General features: G+C 66.2%; 19 protein-coding genes and 1 pseudogene. 15 read left to right on the top strand and 5 right to left on the bottom strand.

The window, feature by feature from the left end:
• Positions 1 to 120 (bottom strand): annotated as a pseudogene (locus ACK41U_RS00830) (3-oxoadipyl-CoA thiolase); the annotation flags it as partial.
• A 248-nt stretch (positions 121 to 368) separates the two neighbouring features.
• Here ACK41U_RS00830 and ACK41U_RS00825 point away from each other — a divergent pair.
• The 9 genes from ACK41U_RS00825 to ACK41U_RS00785 all read left to right on the top strand — a co-directional run bounded on the left by ACK41U_RS00825 (position 369) and on the right by ACK41U_RS00785 (position 10951).
• Entirely contained in the window at positions 369 to 1331 is a 963-nt protein-coding gene (locus ACK41U_RS00825; protein WP_409674509.1) for a Bug family tripartite tricarboxylate transporter substrate binding protein, read from the top strand.
• 310 nt (positions 1332 to 1641) lie between these two features.
• Positions 1642 to 2145, top strand: coding sequence for a tripartite tricarboxylate transporter TctB family protein (locus ACK41U_RS00820; protein ID WP_409674507.1), 504 nt, complete (start codon positions 1642 to 1644; stop codon positions 2143 to 2145).
• A 10-nt stretch (positions 2146 to 2155) separates the two neighbouring features.
• The gene (locus ACK41U_RS00815) at positions 2156 to 3646 is read left to right on the top strand and encodes a tripartite tricarboxylate transporter permease (protein ID WP_409674505.1); all 1491 of its coding nucleotides are present in this window, start codon (positions 2156 to 2158) and stop codon (positions 3644 to 3646) included.
• A gap of 197 nt (positions 3647 to 3843) precedes the next feature.
• The gene (locus ACK41U_RS00810) at positions 3844 to 4818 is read left to right on the top strand and encodes a Bug family tripartite tricarboxylate transporter substrate binding protein (protein WP_409674503.1); all 975 of its coding nucleotides are present in this window, start codon (positions 3844 to 3846) and stop codon (positions 4816 to 4818) included.
• A gap of 69 nt (positions 4819 to 4887) precedes the next feature.
• Entirely contained in the window at positions 4888 to 6081 is a 1194-nt protein-coding gene (locus ACK41U_RS00805) for a CaiB/BaiF CoA transferase family protein (RefSeq protein WP_409674501.1), read from the top strand.
• Between the two features lie 14 nt (positions 6082 to 6095).
• Complete coding sequence (locus ACK41U_RS00800; RefSeq protein WP_409674499.1) at positions 6096 to 6602, top strand: acyl-CoA thioesterase; 507 nt, start codon at positions 6096 to 6098, stop codon at positions 6600 to 6602.
• A complete protein-coding gene (locus tag ACK41U_RS00795) occupies positions 6592 to 7947 on the top strand; it encodes an MmgE/PrpD family protein (RefSeq protein ID WP_409674497.1) in 1356 nt (451 codons plus the stop codon). Before ACK41U_RS00800 ends, ACK41U_RS00795 begins: the two co-directional genes overlap by 11 nt.
• Before the next feature lie 131 nt (positions 7948 to 8078).
• Complete coding sequence (locus tag ACK41U_RS00790; protein WP_409674495.1) at positions 8079 to 8879, top strand: enoyl-CoA hydratase/isomerase family protein; 801 nt, start codon at positions 8079 to 8081, stop codon at positions 8877 to 8879.
• An 8-nt stretch (positions 8880 to 8887) separates the two neighbouring features.
• Positions 8888 to 10951, top strand: a complete 2064-nt coding sequence (locus ACK41U_RS00785; RefSeq protein WP_409674493.1) for an acetate--CoA ligase family protein — start codon at positions 8888 to 8890, stop codon at positions 10949 to 10951.
• A 9-nt stretch (positions 10952 to 10960) separates the two neighbouring features.
• On the opposite strand, the gene gcvA is transcribed toward ACK41U_RS00785, so the two are convergent.
• The 3 genes from gcvA to ACK41U_RS00770 form a co-directional block, all read right to left on the bottom strand.
• Positions 10961 to 11854: a transcriptional regulator GcvA gene (gene gcvA, locus ACK41U_RS00780; protein ID WP_409674491.1), complete on the bottom strand. Its 894-nt coding sequence runs from the start codon at positions 11852 to 11854 to the stop codon at positions 10961 to 10963.
• Positions 11855 to 11980: 126 nt separating this feature from the next.
• Complete coding sequence (locus ACK41U_RS00775; RefSeq protein WP_409674489.1) at positions 11981 to 12676, bottom strand: substrate-binding domain-containing protein; 696 nt, start codon at positions 12674 to 12676, stop codon at positions 11981 to 11983.
• Positions 12676 to 13401, bottom strand: coding sequence for an alpha/beta fold hydrolase (locus tag ACK41U_RS00770; protein ID WP_409674487.1), 726 nt, complete (start codon positions 13399 to 13401; stop codon positions 12676 to 12678). Before ACK41U_RS00770 ends, ACK41U_RS00775 begins: the two co-directional genes overlap by 1 nt.
• Before the next feature lie 302 nt (positions 13402 to 13703).
• Here ACK41U_RS00770 and ACK41U_RS00765 point away from each other — a divergent pair, with 302 nt between their 5' ends.
• Both ACK41U_RS00765 and ACK41U_RS00760 read left to right on the top strand, forming a co-directional pair.
• Entirely contained in the window at positions 13704 to 14696 is a 993-nt protein-coding gene (locus ACK41U_RS00765) for a Bug family tripartite tricarboxylate transporter substrate binding protein (RefSeq protein ID WP_409674485.1), read from the top strand.
• A gap of 82 nt (positions 14697 to 14778) precedes the next feature.
• A complete protein-coding gene (locus tag ACK41U_RS00760; RefSeq protein ID WP_409674483.1) occupies positions 14779 to 15486 on the top strand; it encodes an alpha/beta fold hydrolase in 708 nt (235 codons plus the stop codon).
• Between the two features lies 1 nt (position 15487).
• Here the strand turns inward: ACK41U_RS00760 and ACK41U_RS00755 are convergent, their stop codons facing one another.
• Positions 15488 to 17140, bottom strand: a complete 1653-nt coding sequence (locus tag ACK41U_RS00755; RefSeq protein WP_409674481.1) for a glycoside hydrolase family 3 protein — start codon at positions 17138 to 17140, stop codon at positions 15488 to 15490.
• A 299-nt stretch (positions 17141 to 17439) separates the two neighbouring features.
• Between ACK41U_RS00755 and ACK41U_RS00750 the strand changes: the two genes are divergently transcribed.
• From ACK41U_RS00750 to ACK41U_RS00735, 4 genes are read left to right on the top strand one after another with little or no spacing between them, the layout of a single operon-like run.
• Positions 17440 to 18666 (top strand): ABC transporter substrate-binding protein, encoded by a 1227-nt coding sequence (locus ACK41U_RS00750; protein ID WP_409674479.1) that lies wholly within the window; start codon positions 17440 to 17442, stop codon positions 18664 to 18666.
• A gap of 56 nt (positions 18667 to 18722) precedes the next feature.
• Positions 18723 to 19616: a carbohydrate ABC transporter permease gene (locus tag ACK41U_RS00745; protein WP_409674477.1), complete on the top strand. Its 894-nt coding sequence runs from the start codon at positions 18723 to 18725 to the stop codon at positions 19614 to 19616.
• Positions 19609 to 20535, top strand: a complete 927-nt coding sequence (locus ACK41U_RS00740) for a carbohydrate ABC transporter permease (RefSeq protein ID WP_409674475.1) — start codon at positions 19609 to 19611, stop codon at positions 20533 to 20535. The genes ACK41U_RS00745 and ACK41U_RS00740 overlap by 8 nt, the downstream gene beginning before the upstream one ends.
• A gap of 4 nt (positions 20536 to 20539) precedes the next feature.
• Positions 20540 to 21625 carry an ABC transporter ATP-binding protein gene (locus ACK41U_RS00735; protein ID WP_409674473.1) on the top strand — a complete coding sequence of 362 codons (1086 nt, stop codon included), beginning with the start codon at positions 20540 to 20542 and terminating at the stop codon, positions 21623 to 21625.
• Positions 21626 to 21638 lie beyond the last annotated feature (13 nt).

Genomic DNA, 21638 nt, shown 5'->3' with positions numbered 1-21638 from the left:
GCGGTCCATCAGCGCGCGCAGGGGGATGGCGCCCAGATCGTCGGGGCGGACCATGGCCAGCGCGCCGCCGAAACGGCCGATGGGGGTGCGGATATAGTCGCAGATGAACACGTCGGTCATGGCAGGTCCTCCTCACTGGAATGCTCTGGAGGGCGGGATAGCGCAGCGCCGCACGGTTTCAGACTGACCATTTGTTGCCCTGCCGCACAGCTTTGCTCTGGCGGGCTACCGCCGGGGGCTTTGGGGCGCCAGGCATGCGCTGGGTTCGGGCATGGCCAAGTTATCGTCAGATCACAGGGGCGCCCCGATCGCACATTGTGGCGGACACGCGGCCCCCCGGGGTTGCACGAAGATGAACGGGAGGAACCATGAGACATATCATCGCCGCCGGATTCGGCGCAGTCCTGAGCCTGACGGGTCCGGCGCTGGCGCAGGATTTTCCGACAAGGCCCATCGAATTCGTTGTCCAGAACGCGCCGGGCGGGGCATCCGACATCTTTGCCCGCACGCTGGCACGCTCGGCCGAAGAGGTGTTTGGCCAGCCGGTGGTCATCGTGAACCGCGCCGGTGGCGGCGGGGCCGCGCAGATGGCCGCCGTAAAGTCCGCAGCACCCGACGGCTATACCATCGGCGTCAACACGCTGAGCCATTTCACCGCCATGCTGACCAACCTCAACGGCGTCTTTGCGCCCGAGGATTTCAGCTGGATCGCGCAGGTGCAGCAGGACGCCCATGTGCTGTTCGTCAACGCCGACAGCCCGCATCAGACCTTTGGCGACCTGGTCGAGGCCACCATGGCCGAGGGCCGCGCCGTCACCATGGGCGGCTATGGCGCGACCGGCTCGATCGCCAATATCGCCACGCGGCTGGTCACCGATTCCGCCGGGATCGAGGTGAACTGGGTCGGCTATGACAGCTCGACCGAGGCGATCACCGGGCTGCTGGGCGGGCATGTGCAGATGGCCGTCGCCAATCCCGGCCCGGTGCTGGATTTCGCACGCGCAGGCCGCGTCCGCATTCTGGGCGTGCTGTCCGAAGACCGCTCCAGCGCGTTTCCCGATGTGCCGACCTTTGGCGAGCAGGGCTATGACGCCAATCCCGACTGGCAGCAGATCCGCGGCATCTATGGCCCCGCAGGCATCCCCGACGAGATCCGCCAGATTCTGGCCGATGGTCTGATCGAGGCGATGCAGTCCGAGGAATTCCAGCGCTATCAGGACGAAACCGCCATCGAGGGGCTGGCCTATGGCCCTGCCGAATATGCCGAACGGGTCGAGGCGATGATGGAACTGGCGCGTCAGGGTCTGGCATCGGTCGGCATCGCGGACTGAGCCGCCAGCCGACACCCGCGCAGGCAGGCCAAGGCTTGCCTGCGCCTGACCCAATATAAAGTCAGTTCAAACGAGCCCCCGTCGCGCCGATAACAGAGGCAGGAGAGAGGGGCCGCTGACACAGCGCCAAAAAGGGGAGGGTTTCCATGCACGTCGCATTCCTGCGTCATGGCCTGATCCTGTCCGCTGGTCCGGCCCTTTTGCGTGGCCCGCTTGGAAATGGGCCCGGAAAGACGGCCGGAAAAAAGGGCCAGACCACATCAGGGAGGTGGCACGGGTTCGTCCCGCCACGCAAAGGAGGAGAGCTGCGATGAACACCGCCGAGAACCCAAGGCCCGAGGATCACGACGACTTCGGCAAAAAGACACTGCCCCTGTTCCGCATCGAGATCGTGGTGGGTGTGATCCTGCTGGTCATCGTGGGGATCTATCTGCGCGACGCCTCCGCGCTGCCCGCCTCGATGAACCCGTCGGATGTGGGCGCGGGGCGCTTTCCGATGATCGCGGGCGGGGCCACGGCCATCGCGCTGGTGGTCATGCTGGCGCAGGCGGTCCTGATCTGGCTGAAGCGCCGCGAGCAGCGGCTGGCCGTCATCGGACGCCCGCTTTGGGTGCTGGCCGGGATGGGCCTGCTGGTCCTTCAGGCGGCGGTCTTCGAACTGCTTGGCGCCATTCCGGTCATCTTCGGCTCGGCAGTGCTGATTATGCTGGCCTGCGGCGAACGGCGCCCGGCGCATCTGGTGCTGACGCCGGTGGTGCTGACCGTCGCGATCTATTCCATCTTCACCTATGCCCTTGGCATCCGGCTTCCCTGAGGTATTTCCCATGTTCGAGAATCTTGCACTGGGCTTTGCGGCCTTTGGCGATCCCTATGTCTGGCTGGGCCTGCTGGTCGGCGCCCTGGCGGGGTACCTGATCGGGGCGATCCCCGGTCTTGGGCCAAGTCTGGGCGTGGCCCTGCTGATCCCGTTCACCTATGGCATGGACCCGGTCGTGGCCATCGTCATGCTGGTGGCGCTGTATGCCGCTGCCGAATACGGGGGCGCGATCACCGCCGTGCTGATCAACACGCCCGGTACGGCGGCGGCGGTGGCCACCGCGTGGGACGGCTATCCGCTGACGCGTCAGGGCAAGGCGGGCATCGCGTTGAACCTGTCGATCATCGGATCGGGGATCGGCATTCTGGTCTCGTCGGTGCTGCTGGTCGTGACGGCAATCCCGCTGTCGGAACTGGCGCTGAATTTCGGCCCGGGCGAGTATTTCGCGCTGGCCGTGGTGGGGCTCAGCCTCGTGTCCGGCCTGTCCGAGGGCTCGGTCCTGAAAGGCGCCATCGCGATGGGTCTGGGGCTGGCGCTGGCCACCGTGGGGCTGGACACGCAGACCGGCATCCCGCGCTTTGCCTACAGCCCCGAATTCTTCGAGGGCTTCCCGCTGGTGCCGGTGCTGCTGGGTCTTTACGCCCTGTCCGAAGTGCTGTTCATGCTGGAGGAAGGCCCTGCCCAGAAGATCAAAAGCCAGAAGATCACGGGTATTCTGGCCGTGCCGTTCAGCGCCTATTACAAGCTGCGTGGCCATCTGATCCGCAGCTCGCTGCTGGGCTATGTGATCGGGGTGATCCCCGGTGCGGGCGCCTCGATCGCGTCCTTCATGTCCTATATCGTCGCCAAGAAGACCTCGAAAGAGCCCGAGAAATTCGGCAAGGGCAGCTATGAGGGGCTGGTCGCCTCGGAAACCGCCAACAATGCCGCCGTGTCGGGCGCGCTGGCGCCGCTGCTGGCGCTTGGCATTCCCGGATCGGCCACGACCGCCGTGCTGATCGGCGCGCTGATGATCCAGGGCATCCAGCCGGGGCCGCTGCTGTTCACCCGCAACCCGGAAATCCCCTATTCGATCTTTGCCTCGCTGTTCATCGGCGTGCCGGTGATGATCGTGATCGGTCTGGCGGGGGCGCGGCTGTGGGCGCAGGTGGCCAATATTCCCCGCCCGGCGATTGCCGCCATCGTGGCGACGATCTGTCTGATCGGGGCCTATGCCTCGTCGAACTCGATCTTTCCGGTGTTCATCATGACGGCCTTCGGCGTCATCGGCTATGTGCTGCGCAAGGCCAGGATCCCGCTGGCGCCGATCATTCTGGCACTGGTTCTGGGCGACATGATGGAGACGAACTTCCGCCGGGCGATGGTCATCTCGCGGGGCAGCTATGACATCTTCTATACCCATCCGCTGACGCTGATCCTGCTGATCGTGGCGGTGCTGGCCTTCGTGGTGCCGCTGGTCAATGACATCCGCGCCAAACGCCGCGCCCGCCGCGTCTGAACCAGCGCGAAAATAGCGAAAGGGCCGGGCCTCACGCCCGGCCCTTTTGCGTCCGGCGCGCGGGTCTGGCAAACCATCGCTGCGCCTTCGCCTGACCAAATCTCAGTTCACGCAGGCGCCGCTGCAGCCCATGATCCCCCCAGACCGGCGGAGGAGCCGGCAGGATTTTCAGGGAGGGAATCTCAATGTCATTCACAATGTCTCGCCGTCTTTTCGCCGTCTCGCTGGCCGCCTGTGTGGGCTTTGGCGGCCCCGCCATGGCGCAGGAAACCTGGCAGCCCGACGGGCCGGTCCGCATCCTGATGCACACCAAGCCCGGCGGCACCGCCGACATCTTTATCCGCACGCTGGCCGCGACGCTGGAACCGGCCATCGGCCAGCCGCTGGTGGTCGAGAACCTGCCCGGCGGCGGCGGTGCCAACCAGATGAACCAGATCCGCCGCGCCGATCCCGACGGGCTGACGCTTGGCATCAACACGGTCAGCCATTTCACGGGCATGCTGACCAACCTGAAAGGCGTCTTCGAGACCGATGATTTCTCGTGGATCGCCGCCGCGCAGATCGACCCGATCCTGATGTTCTCGTCGGCCGACAGCGACATCCAGTCCGTCGAGGATCTGGTGGCTTTGGCCAAGGAACGCGGCGACGGTGTGGTGAACATGGGCGGCTTTGGCCCGGTGGGTTCCATGCAGCACATCGGCATCTCGATGTTCGAGAAATCTGCGGGCATCAAGCTGAACTGGGTGGCCTTCGAGGCGACGCCCGACATTCTGACGGCGCTTCTGGGCGGGCATGTCGATGTCGGCGTGTCGAACCTTGGCCCGACGCTGCCCTTCTTTGAATCCGACCGGCTGACGCCGCTGGCGGTGCTTGGCCCCGACCGGCTGGAGAGCCTGGCCGAGGTGCCGACCGTGAACGAGGCGGGCTTTCCCGTGAACACCGACTGGGTGCAGGTGCGCGGGTTGTTCGGTCCGGCGGGCATGGACCCGGCCCTGCAGGAGCAGATCGCCGATGCCTTCCAACTGGCGATGGCGGCGGAAAGCTACCGGGAATATGCGGCCAAATCGGGTGTCGAGACCCCGGATATGGGGCCTGCGGAATACTCGGCCTTTGTCCAGCAGCTGATGACGGTGGCCGAGGAAAACCTGCGCGAACAGAACCTGCTGAACTGATATGCCGCCCCTCCGGGCCTGCCCCTGCTTGCCGCGGAGCAGGCCCGGCCACGACCAGATGAGGACCCCATGACCCAAGCATTCACCGGATTGCGCGTGATCGACACGACGCATGTTCTTGCCGGACCTTTCGCCAGCTATCAGATGGCCGTTCTGGGCGCCGAGGTCATCAAGGTCGAACACCCCCGCGACCCCGATCAGGCGCGCGGGCAGGGGTCTGACCGCGCCCTGAACGACCGGGGCATGGGCACAGCCTTCATGTCGCAGGCGGCGGGCAAGCAGGCGCTGGCGCTGGACCTGAAATCGCCCGAGGGGCGCGCCGCGATGCTGAAACTGGTCGCCACGGCGGATGTCTTTGTCGAGAACTATCGCCCCGGCGCCTTTGATGCGCTGGGGCTGGGCTATGCGGAACTGTCGGCGATCAATCCGGGGCTGATCTATTGCTCGATCTCGGCCTTTGGTTCGGACGGGCCGAAACGCGAGGTGACGGGCTATGACAATATCCTGCAGGCCTATTCCGGCATGATGGCAATGACCGGCTTTGGCGACGGCAAGCCGCTGAAATCGGGCGCGCCGGTGGTCGACTACGCGACCGGCACCACCGCCGCATTTGCCATCACGGCGGCGCTGTATCAGCGCCAGCAGAATGGCGGGCGGGGGCAGTTCGTCGATGTCTCGATGCTGGATGTGGCGCTGATCCTGGCCTCGTCGCATGTGACCGCGTTCACATGGAACGGCAGCCATCCCAGACAGAAGGCCAACACCTTCCCCTTTGCCACCATCGGCATGTATCACGCGCAGGACGCCGACATCATGATCGCCGCCTCGAACCTGCGCCAGCAGCGCAGGCTCTGGGCCGCGCTGGGGCGCGAGGACATGATCAAGACCGACAACAACCAGCGCCTTGATGCCCATGCCGAGGAAACCGCCGCCCTGTCGGAAATCATCGCCACCATGCCCGCCGACTACTGGGAGGCGTTTTTCCGCCAGCGCCGCATCCCCGCCGCCCGCATCCGCCGCATGGAAGAGGCGCTGGCCGACCCGCAGATCGCGCAGCGCCGGGTGATCCAGCGCATCGCGGCACCGGGCGATCCGCTGGACGGGTTGCAGGTTCCCGTGGCAGGCTTTGACATGTCGGACAGCCACCCCTCGGTCACCCGGCTGCCGCAGCCGGTGGGCGCACAGACCGATGCGATTCTGCGCGAACTGGGCTATGGAGAGGACGAGATTTCGCGCATGCGTGCCGCAGGTGCGATCAACTGACAAAAGGACAGGGAATGGCGATACGCAGCGGTCTGGAAATGACGGTCCTGATGACACCGGACATGGCGAATTTCAGCGGCAAGGTGCATGGCGGCGCGCTGCTGAACCTGCTGGACCGCGTGGCGTTTTCCTGCGCCTGCCGGTATTCGGGCGAATATGCCGTGACCCTGTCGGTCGATCAGGTGACCTTCAAGGAACCCATCCATGTGGGCGAGCTGGTCACCTTCAGCGCCCGCGTGAACCACACCGGCCGCACCTCGATGGAGGTCGGCATCCGCGTCGAGGCCGAGAATATCCGCCGCGCCACCCGCCGCCACACCAATTCCTGCTATTTCACCATGGTCGCCGTGGATGAGCGCGGTCAGCCCGTGCCCGTTCCGCCGCTGGAGCCCGAGAATGATCTGGCGCGCCGCCGCTGGCGCGCCGCCGAAGTGCGCCGCGAAATGCGCCGAGAGATCGCCGAACGGCAAAAGGCCGCGTCAGGCGACGCAGATGCAAAGACCAAGACCGATGACCCATGATGCTCCGCTGCTCCGTCTGGCCACCCATGTCGCAGGCTGGCGCGACCGCCCTCTGACGTCTGATCTGGACGGGGCCGCGCGCGCCGCCCTGCTGGACTGGTTCGCCACCACCCTGCCGGGCTGCATCGAGCCGCCCGCCACGATCCTGGCCCGCGCGCTGGCGCATGAGGCCGGGCCGGGCGGGGCGGTCTGTTATGTCGATGGGCGGCGCATGGGCCCGCGTCTGGCGGCGCTGATCAACGGCACCGCCAGCCATATCGTGGAATTCGACGACATCTTCCGCGACGGCGGCTATCACCCCGGCAGCCCGACCATCGCGGCGGCTTTGGCGCTGGCGCAGCACCGGGGCGCCTCGTTGCAGGATCTGCACCGCGCGATCATCGCGGGATACGAGATGGGCTGTCGCTTGTCGCTGGCCGTCCAGCCCAGCCATTACCGATACTGGCACACCACCTCGACCATCGGCACGATGGGGGCGGCGGCGGCGGGCGCACTGCTGCTGGGCTGCGATGCGGCGCAGATGGGCCATGCCGTGGCGCTGGCCTCCAGCTTTGCGGGCGGGCATCAGCAGAACCTGCAGGGCGAGGGGATGGCCAAGGCGATCCATCCCGGCCACGCCGCCGAGGCCGGGCTGCTGGCAGCCTTCGCCGCCGCCGGGGGCGCGACTGCCGCCGCCAATGCGCTGGACGGGCCGATGGGCTTTGCCGCCGCCACCAGCGACAGCGCGGGCAACTGGGATGCGGCGTTGGAGGGGTTGGGCGACTGGACCCCCATCACCCGCATGACGGTCAAGAACCACGGCTGTTGCGGCCATATCTTCCCGGCCATCGACGGGCTGCGGCTGATGCGGTCGCAGGCGGGCTTTGGTGCGGATGACATCGCGGCCATCGAGGTGCATGGCTACGCTGCCACCAAATCCATGTGCGACACCCCCGATCCGCAATCGGCGCAACAGGCGCGGTTCAGCCTGCAGTATTGTCTGGCCGCCGACCTGATCCTTGGCGCCGTGCGGCTGGCGGCCTTCACGCCCGAGGCGCTGGCCGATCCGCGCATCCGGGCGCTGCTGCCGCTTATCTCGGTGGCAAAGGACGACGATCTGGCCGCGCTTTATCCCCGCCAGCGGATGGCGCGGCTGCGCGTGACCCTGCGCGATGGCCGCGTGCTGGACCATCTGCAAAAGACCCGCAAGGGCGATCCCGAAGACCCGCTGACGGCGACCGAACGCGCCGCGAAATTCGACGAACTGGCCGCGACCGTGCTGGCGCGCCCGGATGCAAAGGCCCTGCGCGCGGCCATTCTGACCGGCCCTGACCTGCCCGGCGCGCTGGCCCTGACCCAAGCCTGACATTTCGTTGGCCAAGCCCCGCGCTATGGTCGGTTGCGACAAATCCCCCGCTTTTGCATTCCTAGACCCAAGGCAGGCGCGCGGGGGAGGACGCCCGGAGGCCGCCATCACAAGACCCTGAGGAGCCCAACATGAACGCCATCACGCGGCAGGCCGAATTCGTGGCCGTCACCCACAAGAACGGCATCGCCACCATCACGCTGAACCGGCCCGATCTGCGCAACGCCATCAACGACCAGATGCGCGCCGAACTGATCGCCGCTTTCGAGGATGCGGGCGCCGACAAGACCGTGCGCGGCATCATCCTGACCGGCGCCGGCAAGGGGTTCTGCTCGGGCGGTGACATCGGTGGGATGCGGGCGCGGCTGGATGCGCCGGCGGGCGAGGTGGCCTTTAACGGCTGGAAGCGTCAGCAGAGCACGCACAAGGGCGTCGCGGCGATCCACGGCATCTCCAAGCCGGTGATCGCGGCGGTGAACGGCGCGGCCTTCGGGCTGGGTCTGGACATGGCGCTGGCCTGCGATTTCATCATCGCGGCCGAGGGCGCCAAGATGTCGATGAGCTTCGTCAAGCGCGGGTTGGTCTCGGACGGCGGCGGCATGTATTTCCTGCCCCGCCGCGTCGGGCTGTCCAAGGCCAAGGAACTGATCCTGACCGCCCGCGTGGTCGAACCCGACGAGGCGCTGGCCATCGGCATGATCGACCGCATCGCCTCGCGCGAGGATCTGCTGGAACAGGCGCAGGCCTGGGCCGAGGAACTGACCATCGGCTCGCCCGCCGCCATCGCGCTGACCAAGGCGATCCTGGACAAGACTTTTGAGTCCACCGACGAGCAGGTCTTTGCACTTGGCCGCGAGGCACAGGCGATCTGCTATACCACGGCCGAGCATCGCGCCTCGGTCGAGGAATTCCTTGCAAAGACCGGCAAATGAGGTCCGACATGTCCGCAATCGACGCCATTCTGAACCCGAAAAGCGTGGCCGTGGTCGGCGCCTCGAACGATCCGGCCAAGCTGACCGGGCGCCCGATCGCCTATCTGCAGGCCAATGGCTATACCGGCACGATCTATCCGATCAATCCGCGCTCTGACACCGTGGCGGGGCTCAAGGCCTATGCCGATCCGCGCGACCTGCCCGAGGCGCCCGATCTGGGTCTGGTGCTGGTCGGCGCGAACCGCGTCATCGACGCGGTGCGGCAACTGGCCGAGGCGGGCACCAAGGCCTGTGTCGTTCTGGCATCCGGCTTTGGCGAGGCGGGCGAGGAAGGCCGCGCGCGTCAGGACGCGCTGCGCGAGGCGGCGGGCGATATGCGCATCCTCGGGCCGAACACCATCGGTCTGGTCAACCTGACCGACCGCATCGCGCTGACCGCATCCGGCGCGATGGAGATGGAGGATTTCACCACCGGCCCCATCGCGCTGCTGTCGCAGTCGGGCGGCATCCTCGGTTCGCTTCTGTCGCGGGCCATCGGGCGGGGGATCGGCTTTTCCAAGCTGGTCGCGACCGGCAATGAAAGCGATCTGGAGGTCGCGGATTTTCTGGACGCGCTGGCCGATGACCCCTCCACGACCGTCATCGCCATGTATCTGGAAACCATCCGCAACGTGACCGCCTTCCGCGCGGCGGCCGAGAAGGTCCGGGCGGCGGGCAAGCAGATCGTCGTCTACAAGGTCGGCCGGTCGGAATCGGGGGCACGCTCGGCAGTGTCGCATACCGGCGCGCTGGCCGGTGCGGATGAGGTCTATGACGCGCTGTTTCACCAGCTGGGCATCATCCGCGCGCAGACCTTTGCCGATCTGCTGGACATCCCGGCAGCGCTGGCTGCGGGGCGCAGGCTGAAAGGCAACCGGGTAGCCATCGTCACCTCGACCGGCGGTGCGGCCACCGTGGTTGCCGACAATGTCGGCCTGTCGGGGCTGGAGATGCCCGCCCCCGATGCCGACACTGCGGCCAAACTGCTGGCGCTGGACCTGCCCGAGGCGGTGCTGGACCGCAACCCGATCGACGTGACGCTGGCGGGCATCCGCCCCGACCTGTTCCGCTCGATCCTCAGGATCCTGGCTGACAGCGCGTCTTATGACGCGATCATCGTGGTGGCGGGCTCGTCGTCCATTGCGCAGCCCGAGCTGGTCTCGGACGCGGTGCAAGAGGCGATGTCGATCACCGACAAGCCGCTGATGGTCTATGTCAGCCCCGAGGCGCCCAATATCGTGCGCCACCTGAACCGCAACGGCATCGCCGCTTACGGCGCGCCCGAAAGCTGCGCCTCGGCCCTGTCGGCGCTGCTGCCGCGCGAGGCTGTCACGGCGGATGCCCGCCCGGTCGCGGGTTTTGACAGCGCCCATCTGGCAGCGGGCGCGCTGAACGAGGCGGATGCGAAAGACCTCTATGCCCGCTTCGGCGTGCCGGTCACGCGCGAGGTGACGGCGGCCACGCCCGAAGCGGCGGGCGAGGCGGCGGCGTCCTTTGACGGGCCGGTGGTGATCAAGATCCTGTCCTCGGAAATCCTGCACAAGACCGAAGTCGGCGGCGTTGCGGTGGGCATCCAGCCCGGCGATGTGGCGCAGGCCTGTCGCGAAATGCTGGCCCGCGTCAAGGGCCACACCGACGCGGCGGTCGACGGGTTTCTGGTGCAGGAGCTGATCAGCGGCGGGGTCGAAATGATCCTGGGCTATAACCGCGATCCGCAGCTGGGCGCCTATATCCTGCTGGGCGCGGGGGGTGTCACGACCGAGCTGTATCAGGACGTGGCGCTGCGGCTGCTGCCCCTGGACCGGGCGGGGGCCACGCAGATGATCCACAGCCTGAAATGCGCGGCCTTGCTGACCGGGTTCCGGGGCAGGCCCGCGGCGGATATCGAGGCGCTGACCGATGCCGTGCTGGCGTTCTCTGACATGGCCTGTGCGCTGGACGGGCGGCTGGAAGAGGCCGAGATCAACCCGCTGTTCGTGCTGCCGCAGGGGCAGGGCGCACGCGCCGCCGACGGGCTGGTGGTTCTGTCCTGAACCTGAAAGTCAGATGGCGGCTTCGGTCGCCATCTGCGCCTTGATCCAGTCGAGAAACTTCACCAGCGGCGCCGAGGGCGCGACATTCTTGGGCCAGGTGATGTAATAGCCCTCGGTCGTCAGGCAGCTTTCCGGGAAGGGCATGACCAGCGCCCCCGACTGAATCTGACGTGTGACAAACGGGCGGATGGCGATCGCCACGCCGATGTCCAGCAGCGCGGCCTCATAGGCCAGTGCCGAATTCTCGAACCGGATGCCGGGCGTGGGGTCGATGCCCGCGCGGACATGGCTGATCCACGCGGCCCAGTCACTTGGCCGGGCCATCGAATGCAGCAGCCGGACCTTGGCCAGATCGGCAGGTGCGCGCAGGTTGCCGGATGCCAGCAGACCGGGCGAGCAGACCGGCACCAGATCAATCTGCGCCAGCTTTTCCGAATGCAGGCTGTCCCAGTCGCCGCGCCCCGACCGGATCGCGGCATCAAGATTCTGCGTCTCGAAATCGACCGGCGCGGTGGACGAGGACAGCCGCACCTCGATGCGCGGGTTGGCGTCGTGGAACTGGGCCAGCCGCGGGATCAGCCAGCGCTGCGAGAATGTCGTATAGGACTGGATCGACAGAATATCCCGCCGCCCCCGGCGCGAGACCAGCCGCGCCGCCGCGCTGATGTCCGAGAATGCCTGCGTGACCCCCTCGTACAGGCGCTGGCCCTCGCGCGTGACCTCGATGCCGCGATGCAGGCGGCGGAACAGGGCGACGCCCAGATATTCCTCCAGCACCTTGACCTGACGGCTGACCGCCACCTGACTGACATTCAGCTCCTCGGCTGCCAGGGTCAGGCTGTTGAGCCGCGCCGCCGCCTCGAAGGCTTTCAGCGGGTTCAGGGGGGGAAGCTGTTGGGTCATCGCGCGCCTGTTCGATTATGTCGCAACTGCGCAAACATCCGGCACCCGGACGTGACGACGCTGCGTCACAACACTGTCGCACCGGCGCGAAAAGCTCAAGCCTTTCAGCGCGTGCGGCCAGTCGTCTCAGCTGTCAAGGCCAAAGCGGTCCAGCACCGCCACCCCCGCCGCCGAGGCGACAAAGCGCAGGAAAGCGTCGGCCTGTGCAATGGCTTGCGCGGTGGCGGTCTGCGGACGCCCTGCGATCAGCGCGGTGCCGTGCTGCGCCAGTGGCGGCAGATCGCAGACCACCTGCACGCCGGGCTGCCCGGTCAGCTCGGCGCGCTGCTGAAAGCCGATCCTGGCCTCGCCTGCGGCGACCACCTCGGCCACGGGCCGGTCGGATCGCTGCAGGGTCGCGACCTGATCCGGCGCCAGCCGCAGCGCGGGCAGCAATGTGGTGGTGAAATAGACGCCGCTGCCCGCGGTCGAGAGGGCGACGGTCCCGGCATCCAGCAGCGCCGCGCGCAGGGCGCTTTCGGTCGACAGGTCGGGCAAGGCGGCCCCTTCGGGCAGGCAGAACGCGGTGCGCGAGACGGCGAATGCTGCCTGCACATCCCCGGCGATCCGGCCCGCCTGCTGCTGCGCCTGAAACAGCGCGCGGGGCAGCACGACCAGATCGGCCACCTCCCCGGCGGCCAGCCGCGACACAAGGCTGTCGGGCCGGTCTCCCGCCGCCGGGCCAAAGGTGAAGCTCACCTCGCCATCGGGCCATGCGGCACCCAGCGCGCGGAAGGCATCGGCAAAGGCGGCGGGGGCGATGATATGCAGGCCCGGCGCCATTACAGCAGGCCGCGCAGCAGATCGCACAGCGCGTCGGGGTCGTCGATCATCGGATCGTGGCCGCAGTTTTCCATCACCGCGACCTGCCAGCCGTCATCGGCCTTGCAACGCTCATAGGCGGCGTCAAAGCGGGGCTGCGGGAACAGCGGCGTGCGGACATACAGCTTGCGGGCGATCCGCTCGCGCGCGCCGGTCAGCACCACCGGGTCCAGCGACACGCCGATGGGCTGGGGCGTGATCTTGCTGTCGACCCATGCGGCATCCTCGGGCGACTGGATGCGCAGCGCTTCGGCCCTGGGGCCGGGACGGGCCAGATCGCCGCGCGCGCGGGCGGCCTCGAACGCCTCTAGCTGCTGGGCGTTCAGGAAATCCATCCCCTTCTGCCCGTCATCGGGCAGGAAGGCGTCGACATAGGCGATGGCCGACAGACGATCCTCAAGCTGTTCGATCGCGCCCGAGATGACCCAGCCCGCATAGGAATGGCCGACAAGAATCACATCGGTCAGATCCTCCCACAGGCACAGGTTCACGACGTCCTTGATATGGGTGTCCAGCGTCACATCGGCGCCAAGCAGATGCGAGCGGTCGCCCAGACCCGTCAGCGTGGGCGTAAAGACGCGGTGGCCCTGGGCCGTCAGGCGGTCGCGGACGCGCGACCACAGCCAGCTGCCATGGCCCGCGCCATGGACCAGAACAAAGTTTCGCGCGGGTGTGCTGTTGGACATGTCGCATTCCTTTTGCTGTGATTGACCAGCTCTGCCGGGCAGAGCGCGGTAATTCTGATCCGATCATGGTGCAGTCAATGTTTGCGCAGCACTGTCGGATCCGGGCGCAAGCCCTGTGTCTGCTACAATGCCAACCCTCATTGATTGCAGCAACGCTTGTCTGGCGCGGGTGACCAACTTATCGTCTGCTCTTGCAAAACCTCACCGGTCTTTCATGTGAGCTGCCTATGGGTCACCCTTGGGAATGCTTCGAAAAGAAAAGCAAATGAATGCTACAAAAACCATACAATGGGAGGACCAAGATGAAACAGTTTGTCACCGCGCCGATGCTGGGCACGTCCCTGCTGGCCATGTCCCTGCTGGCCGCCGGTCTGGCGCCCGCTGTCGCGCAGGCCGATGACTGGCCCACGCGCCCGGTCGAGCTGGTCGTGCTGACCGGGCCGGGCGGCGCATCCGATATTTTCGCCCGCAATCTGGCCCGCGCGGTCGAGCCGGCCCTGGGCCAGCCGGTGATCGTCGTGAACCGTCCCGGCGGCGGCGGGGCCACGCAGATGGCGGCGCTGCGGTCGGCGGCGCCCGATGGCTATACGCTTGGCGTCAACACGCTGTCGCATTTCACCTCGATGCAGTCGAACCTCAAGGGCGTGTTTGCGGTCGAGGATTTCGACTGGATCACCATGGTCCAGCAGGACAGCTTTCTGCTGTTCGTCAATGCCGACAGCCCGATCCAGACCATGGAGGACGTGACCCGCCTCGCGCAGGAACGCGGCGGCTCGATCGACATCGGCGGCTTTGGCCCGATCGGCTCGCCCCAGAACATCGCCACCCGCATCATTATGGAGGCGGCGGGCGCCGAGGAAAACTGGGTCAGCTTCAGCGCGACCTCGGACACGGTGGCCGCCGTGCTGGGCGATCATGTCGAGGTGGGCTCGGGCAATCCGGGGCCGCTGATCGACTTTGTGGAATCGGGGCGCGTGCGGGTGCTGGGTGTTCTGGCCGATCAGCGCAGCGCCGCCCTGCCCGATGTGCCGACCTTCGCCGAGCAGGGGCTGGAAGCCGATACGGAATGGCAGCAGATCCGGGGGATCTTCGGCCCGGCAGGCATCCCGGATGAGGTGCAGGCCACCATCGCCGCCGCCTTCGAGACCGCCATCGCCGACGAAGAGTTCAAGGCCTTCGAGGCCGTGTCGGGTGCCGACAGCCGTTTCATGGGTCTCGAAGACTATACGGCCTATATCGGCATGCTGGACGAGATGGCCGTCAAGGGCTTGCAGGCGGTCGCGCCGGGCGAGTGAGCTGAACTGACCGACACCTGACCGGGCGGGGCTGCGGCCCTGCCCGTCACGCATTCTGACCACGAAAGCAAAGGAAGACCAGATGACGACCCTGATCACCATTCCCGGCGTGATGTCCGACGCGCGGACATGGGCGCCGGTGACCGAGGCCATGACCCATCGCTTTGCCGCGATCCATGTCGCGGACACCGCCTCGGATGACACGCTGGCCGGGATGGCCGCGCGCGCGCTGGAGGCCGTGTCGGGCGATCTGGTCATCATGGCGCATTCCATGGGCGGCCGCATCGCGATGGAGATGGGGCGTCAGGCCCCCGGCCGCATCCGCGCGATGATCCTGTCCAGCACCGCCGCCGAACCCGCAGGCCCCGATGAGGCCGCCCATCGCCATGCCCGCATCGCGCAGGCCAATGCCGGGATGGCCGACTATGCGCAGGGCTGGGCGCCCAAGGTGCTGTCCAGGGCGGGCGCGCAGGACCGGGCGCTGCTGGCCCGCGTGCGCCAGATGGTGACCGACTGCCCGCCCGAGGTCCACGAACGCCAGAACCTTGCGCTGCTGCACCGGCCCGATGCCTTCGCCTATCTTGGCGGCTTTGATTTCCCCGTGCTGCTGCTGACCGGCTCTGAGGATCACCTGTCGACCGAGCCGGTCCATGCCGAAATCGCCCGCGCCCTGCCCGATGCGGACTCGCAGGTCATTCCCGGCGGCGGCCATCTGCTGACCTTCGAGAAACCCGCCGAGGTGGCGCAGGCCATCGACAACTGGCTGACCCGGCGCCGGTTGGCTCTCTGACCTAGCCGGGCATCAGCCCGCCCGTGGCCTCGACCGGGCTGATCCCCGCAAAGGGGATGCGCCCGGTCAGCGCCTGCACCACCGCCCGCTGCATCGGCAGGATGGGTGAGTAGGCGTTGATGAAACTCGGGCAGTCGGGCATGTGATACGGCAGAAACGGCGTGCCGAGCGAGACATAGACGGTCGGCAGGTGATGCCACAGCCGCTCCATGCTGGCCGGGAAGGCGCCGTGCAGGCGCTCCCATTGCGGGCCCAGATTTTCTTTGCCCGACAGCCCCTCTTCCGCCATCAGATAGAGGCCGATGTCGTGATTTTCCGCGTCAATGGGCTGGCCGGGCTGGTGGCGGGTGATGGTGAAGCCCGCCTCTTCCAGCATCGCGGCGATCTGCAGGTCGGGCAGGGCGGATGAGGGGCTGCGCCGCCCCACCGCCTCGGCCAGCAGGATGCGGCGATGGCGGGCCGGGTCCAGCGGCAGGATCTGCGGGCGGTCGCGCAACAGGGTCACGGCGCCGCGCACGATGCCCTCGGACCAGCCGCGATGTTCGTCGGAACCCAGCCGCGCGGGCCGGTCCTGCGGATCGGGCAGCGTTGACCCCAGATGCAGGCCAAGCGAGGCCTTCAGCGCCAGAATCCGCAGCACCGCCTGATCCAGCCGCTGGCGGCTCAGCGCGCCCGAGGCCAGCCCCGCGCGCAGGCGGTCCAGATCGGCGTCAATATCCTTGGGAAACAGCAGGATGTCGCAGCCGGCCTGAATGCAGGCGGGCACGATGCGGTCGCGCGGGCCTTGCTGGGCGAACCCGTTCATCAGCGTCGCATCCGAGACGATCACGCCGTTGAAGCCCAGATCGCCGCGCAACAACCCCTGCAACAAGGGCGCGCTGAGCGAGGCAGGCGCGCCCGTGGGATCATGCGCGGGCAGGCTGATATGGCCCGCCATCATCACCCGCACATCGGCCGCGATGGCTGCGGCAAAGATGCGGCCGAAACTGTCCTGCCAGCGCGGCATGTCCATCGGGTTGATCGTGGTGACGAAATGCTGGTCGCGGTCGTCCAGCCCGTCGCCCGGAAAATGCTTGACGCAGGCGGCCATGCCATGGGCCTGCATGCCGTCGATATAGGCGCAGACCAGATCGCGGGTCAGATCGACCCGGTCCGAAAAGCTGCGCGTGTTCACCACATTCGATCGCGGGTTCAGGGCCAGATCCGCCACCGGCGTCCATGAGACGTGAAAGCCCAGATACCCGGCCTCGCGCGCGGCCAGCGCCCCCATGCGCCAGGCGTTCTGCGGATCGGCGGTCGCCGCGACCGTCATCTGGTTGGGAAAGACCGTGCCCGCCCTGACGCTGGCCTTTTCCGACAGCTCCAGATCGGCGGTCATCAGCGGCGGGATCGCAGCGCCTTCGGTCAGCAGACGGGCCGAGTCGCGCAATTCGTCCTCAGAAAAGCTGGGAAAGCGGTGGATGCCGCCCAGATTGCGGGCGGCCAGATCGCGCAGCGCCTCGGGCGACAGGTCGCGGCACATGGGGATCAGCAGCTGGCGCAGCCTGCCCTCATCATCGAGCCTGTCGAAACTGCGGCGGACCCAGGCCAGCGCCTGCGGGTCCAGATGGAAGGGGGCCGCGCGAAGGTGATCGTCTGTCAGGGCGTGCTGCATGCGTCCTCTTGTCGGGCTGGGATGGCGTTCAATCGGGCCGGGCGTCCGACAATTACCTGCACATTGTATGCCATTAATCCAGTCGCCCTGCGCGATGGCAAGGCAGCGCCGACTTATTTCATACGCTAACAGAGGCAAATATGACGGTTTTACAAGGGCGTGAATAATTCATTAGGCAATGACCAACCTGGATGATGTTGACCGGGAAGCAAGCTGCAATCAATTTGACGCAATGTAACAAACAATAAGCGGCGTCCACCACCAGATGCCCTGCCATCACTTATCCTAGGGAGCGTAACATGAAACACCTGACCCCCATGCTGCTGGGCCTGACCGTTCTGGCCGGATCCGTCCACGCCGCCGATCTGGAGGTCACCCATTGGTGGACCTCGGGCTCCGAGGCCGAGGCGATCCGCGTCATCGCCACCGCCTTCGAGAAAAGCGGCCATCGCTGGATCGACGGCGCCATTGCGGGCGCGGGCGGGGTGGCGCGTCCGCTGATCGCCAGCCGCATCACCGGCGGCGATCCGATGGGCGCCACCCAGTTCACCCATTCCAACGCCATGAACGAGCTGATCGGCGCGGGCTTCATGCGCGACGTGACCGCGCTGGCCGAAGAGGGCGGCTGGAAGGACAAGATCTTTCCGCCCTCGCTGCTGGACAGCTGCACGCTGGACGGCAAGCTGTATTGCGTGCCCTCGAACATCCATTCGCAGCAATGGCTGTGGCTGAACACCAAAGTGTTCGAGGAGAACGGGTTGCCCGTGCCGACCAACTGGCAGGAATTCGCCGCCGCCGGTCCGGCGCTGCGCGAGGCGGGGATCATCCCGCTGGCGCAGGGTCGTCAGGCCTGGCAGCAGCAGATCACCCTCAATGTGCTGATGGTCGGTCTGGGCGGGCCAGAGCTGTATCTGCGCATCTATGACGATCTGGACGCCGAATTCGCCGCAGGCCCGGAACTGGCCGAAATCTTTCAGGCCGCAGCCGAAGCGCGCGAGCTGATGACCGGCTCGAACGTGCAGGAATGGAACCTGGCCGCGCGCATGGTCATCGACGGCGCCGCGGCGGGCCAGATCATGGGCGACTGGGTGCAGGGCGAGTTCGAGCAGGCGGGCATGGTCATAGGCGAGGACATCGCCTGCCTGCCGGGTCTGGGCGTGAACGAATACATCACCGCCACCGGGGATGCGTTCTTCTTCCCCGCCACCGACGATCCCGGCAAGATCGAGGCGCAGGACGCGCTGGCCAATGCCATCGTCTCGCCCGAGGTGCAGGTCGAATTCAACATGGTCAAGGGCGCGCTGCCGGTGCGCTCGGACGTGGACATGTCGAATGTCTCGCCCTGCATGGCGCGTGGGCTGGAGATTCTGGCATCCGGCAATGTGATCGAAAGCGTGAACACGCTGGTCTCGCCCGACACGGTCGGCCGCGTGACCGATCTGGCGGTCGAATTCTTCAGCGATCCCAGCTTCTCGCCCGAAGAGGCGCAAGAAGAATTCGCCCGCATCATCGCCACCGCCGACTGACGCAGACGGGGCGCCCTGGCGCCCCTCTGCCACGTCCCGAGCCGGGGAACCGAGCCATGTCCCACACCGCAAGACCCTCGCGGCTGTTCAAGAACATCAATGCCAAGATCGCGGCTGTCCCGATGATGCTGACCTCGGTCGTCGTCTTTCTGGGATTTTCGATCTGGACCGTCGTCTATTCCTTTACCAACTCGCGCATGCTGCCCAGCACCGAATGGGTCGGGCTGGCGCAGTACGAGCGTCTCTGGGCCTCGCGCCGCTGGCTGATCTCGATCGAGAATCTGGCCATCTATGGCGGGCTGATGCTGCTTCTGTCCTTTGTCATCGGCTTTCTGCTGGCGGCGCTGCTGGACCAGCGCATCCGCTTTGAATCCGGGTTCCGCACCATTTTCCTCTATCCCTACGCGCTCAGCTTCATTGTCACCGGGCTGGTCTGGCAATGGCTGCTGGACCCGCAATACGGGCTGCAGGAGGCCGTGCGCGGTCTGGGCTGGAGCAGCTTTACGCTGGACCCGCTTTATGATCCGAACATCGTCATCTATGGGGTGCTGGTCGCGGGGCTGTGGCATGGCAGCGGTCTGGTCATGTGCCTGATGCTGGCCGGGCTGCGCGGCATCGACGAGGATGTCTGGAAGGCCAGCCGCGTCGACGGCATCCCGGCATGGAAGACCTATATCTTCATCGTCATCCCGATGATGCGCCCGGTTCTGGTGACGACGCTGGTGCTGGTCACCGCCGGGATCATCAAGCTGTATGATCTGGTCATCGCGCAGACGGGGGGCGGTCCGGGCATCGCCTCGGAGGTGCCGGCCAAGTTCGTCTTTGACGCAATGTTCGTGTCGCAGAATCTGGCGCAGGGCTTTGCGGCCTCGACCATGATGCTGGTCGCGGTGATCGTCGTCATCATCCCCTGGGCCTATCTGGAATTCGGAGGCAAGAAACATGGCTGAGGCAACCGCCTTTCCGGTGACCCGGCTGCGTGGGCACCCCGTCGATGCCGCCGGGCCCCGGCCCCGCCGCGCGCTGTCGCGCCGCAATATCATGATCTATGGCGTGCTGATCCTGCTGGCGGTCTATTACCTGCTGCCGCTGTATGTGATGGTCGTAACCTCGCTGAAGGGCATGCCCGAGATCGGCATGGGCAATATCTTTGCCCCGCCGACCGAGGTGACCTTCGAGCCATGGGTCAAGGCATGGTCCACCGTCTGCACCGGGCTGAACTGCGACGGGCTGTCGCGTGGGTTCCTCAATTCGATCAAGATCACGCTGCCCTCGGTGTTCTTCTCGATCGCGATTGCCTCGGTCAACGGCTATGCGCTGTCGCTGTGGCGCTTCAAGGGGGCAAATGTCTTCTTCACCATCCTGATCATCGGTGCCTTCATCCCCTATCAGGTGATGATCTATCCGATGGTCATCCTGCTGCGCGAAATCGGCATCTATGGCGATCTGGCGGGGCTGGTGCTGGTGCACACGATCTTTGGCATGCCGATCCTGACGCTGCTGTTCCGCAACTATTTCTCGTCGGTGCCCGAGGAACTGTTCAAGGCCGCCCGCGTCGATGGCGCCGGGTTCTGGGCGATCTATTTCCGCATCATGCTGCCGATGGCGCTGCCCATTCTGGTGGTCGCGGTGATCCTGCAAACGACCGCGATCTGGAACGACTTCCTGTTCGGCGTGATCTTCTCGCGCCCCGAGAACTATCCGATGACGGTGCAGCTGAACAACATCGTCAACTCGGTTCAGGGGGTCAAGGAATACAACGTCAATATGGCGGCCACGCTGCTGTCGGGTCTGGTCCCGCTGGCCATCTATCTGATTTCGGGAAAACTTTTCGTGCGCGGCATCGCCGCTGGCGCGGTGAAGGGGTAAGCACATGCAAACGAATGTCTCTGTCAGGAACCTGCGTCTGGATTACGGTACGGTCTCGGTCCTCAAGGATCTGGATCTGGACATCGGCAAGGGTGAATTTCTGGTGCTGCTGGGCTCGTCCGGTTGCGGCAAGTCCACGCTGCTGAATTGCATCGCGGGGCTGCTGGAGCCGACCGATGGCAGCATCTTCATCAACGGCACGAACGTCACATGGGCCGAGCCGTCCGAACGTGGCATCGGCATGGTGTTCCAGTCCTATGCGCTGTACCCGCAGATGACGGTCGAGGGGAACCTGACCTTTGGCCTGAAGAACGCCAAGCTGCCCCGCGATGAGATCAGGCGCCGCGTGGATCGTGCCGCCGAGATGTTGCAGATCCAGCCGCTGCTGAAGCGCAAGCCCGCCGCCCTGTCGGGCGGTCAGCGTCAGCGGGTGGCCATCGGCCGGGCGCTGGTGCGCGACGTGGATGTGTTCCTGTTCGACGAGCCGCTGTCCAACCTTGATGCGAAGCTGCGCGCCGAATTGCGGGTCGAGATCAAGCGCCTGCATCAGCAGCTGGGCAATACGATGATCTATGTCACCCACGACCAGATCGAGGCGATGACCCTGGCCGACCGCATCGCCATCATGCGCGGCGGCGTGGTGCTGCAACTGGCCTCGCCCGATGAGATCTACAACCGGCCCGCGCATAAATACGTGGCCGATTTCATTGGCGCCCCGCCGATGAACTTTGTCGCGGGCCGCATCGACAGCGACGGGCCGCGCGTGGTCCGGGTGGGCGATCTGGTGATCCCGCTGGACGGCTATGCCTTTGCGCGCCCCGGCCATGCGGGGCCGGTCTGGTTCGGCATGCGGCCCGAACATGTGCTGACCGGCGATGCCGCGGCCCAGGCCCCGGTGCGCCTTGATCTGCGCGCCGAACTGGTCGAGCCGATGGGCGCCGAAACGCTGGTCTGGAGCAGCCTTGCAGGCGTGCCCTTCAAGATCCGGCTGGACGGGCAGGTGCGGGTGGCCACGGGTGATGTGCTGCCGGTGGGTCTGGACCCGGCACGCGCCTCGATCTTCGATCAGGCGGATGAGCTGCGGGTCTGAGCGACCCGCCACC

It is taken from the genome of Paracoccus sp. (in: a-proteobacteria) (genome assembly GCF_046289755.1).
Taxonomy (GTDB): Bacteria; Pseudomonadota; Alphaproteobacteria; order Rhodobacterales; family Rhodobacteraceae; genus Paracoccus.
Note: the sequence above shows the minus strand (reverse complement) of the source record. Positions and strands in the feature narration are given on the sequence as shown.